The organism is Streptomyces sp. NPDC044571, assembly GCF_040647115.1.
GTDB lineage: Bacteria > Actinomycetota > Actinomycetes > Streptomycetales > Streptomycetaceae > Streptomyces.
Genome location: NZ_JBEZBN010000147.1, coordinates 1 through 1,126 on the forward strand (window position 1 = coordinate 1; position 1,126 = coordinate 1,126).

Here is a 1,126-nt window from a genome sequence, read left to right on the forward strand (position 1 = left end):
CTCCTTCGTCCGGGATGCGGACGGACGACACGCCGTGGTGCTGACGACCGGTTCCCTGGTGGAGCTGTGGTCCGTGCGGGAAGGGCAGACCCCCCACCGGGTGCAGGGCCCGATCGGGCCGCTGGTGGCCAACCGGTGGGCGGCGGGGCTCCTGAAGGACTCCGGGTTCTACCTGGCCAACGGGAGCTCCGTCCTCTTCCTGCGGGGAGACGACCCCGTCCGCAACGACTCTTACGACCTCGGCGAGAAGCAGGGCTTCCTTGACGGGGCCGACGGCGGAAAGGTGATCATGCTGAGTCCCGTGGACGGCGGGCTGATGCGTCTGATCCGCCTGTATCCCGGGCTCTGGAAGCGGCACCTCTGCGAGGTCCTCGGCCGCGACCTCGACCAGGACGAGCGCACCGGGCTCCCCAAGGGACTGCCGAAGAACATCTGCCCGTCCTGAGCGGCGCCCGCCGGGGGCGGCCGGCGGGCCTCGTCGGACGTCCGTCCCCCCCCGCCCGGGTCAGTGCAGGTTGTCGGATCCCGCACGGCTGTCGTCCAGGAAGCCGCCCGACTGGTGCTGCCACAGTTTCGCGTACGCGCCGTCGCAGGCGAGCAGTTCCTGGTGCGTTCCCTGTTCGACGATCCGTCCGCGGTCGAGGACGACGAGCCGGTCCATCTTGGCCACCGTGCTGAGCCGGTGGGCCACCACCAGCGCCGTCCGTCCTTCCATGAGGCGCCACAGCGCCTCCTGCACGAGGATCTCGCTCTCCGAGTCCAGGGCGCTGGTCGCCTCGTCGAGCAGCAGGATCGGAGCGTCGCGCAGGATGGCCCTGGCGAGTGCGACCCGCTGGCGCTGTCCGCCGGAGAGTTTGACGCCCCGCTCGCCGACCATGGTGTCGAGCCCGCACGGCAGGGCGTCCGCGAACTCCGTGACGTGCGCCGCCTCGGCCGCGCGGCGGATCTCGGCTTCGGTGGCCTCCGGCCGGGCGAACGCGATGTTCTCCCGCAGGGTGCGGTGGAACATGGCCGGATCCTGCGGCACGTACGCCGTCAGGCCGCGCAAGTCGCTCTGGCGCAGCCGGCTGATGTCCCGGCCGCCGACCAGGATCCGGCCCGCGTCGACGTCCGTCATGCGCAGCAG

Annotated in this window: 2 protein-coding genes; one reads left to right on the plus strand and one right to left on the minus strand. The window is 71.6% G+C overall.

Annotation, left to right across the window (positions count from 1 at the left end; all coding sequences use genetic code 11):
- A partial coding sequence (locus AB0B01_RS30870) for a hypothetical protein (RefSeq protein WP_361726306.1) occupies nt 1–445 on the plus strand: 445 nt, incomplete at its 5' end.
- Nucleotides 446–505: 60 nt separating this feature from the next.
- Here AB0B01_RS30870 and AB0B01_RS30875 read toward each other — a convergent pair.
- On the minus strand, nt 506–1,126 hold a 621-nt coding region (locus tag AB0B01_RS30875), incomplete at its 5' end, for an ATP-binding cassette domain-containing protein (protein WP_361726309.1).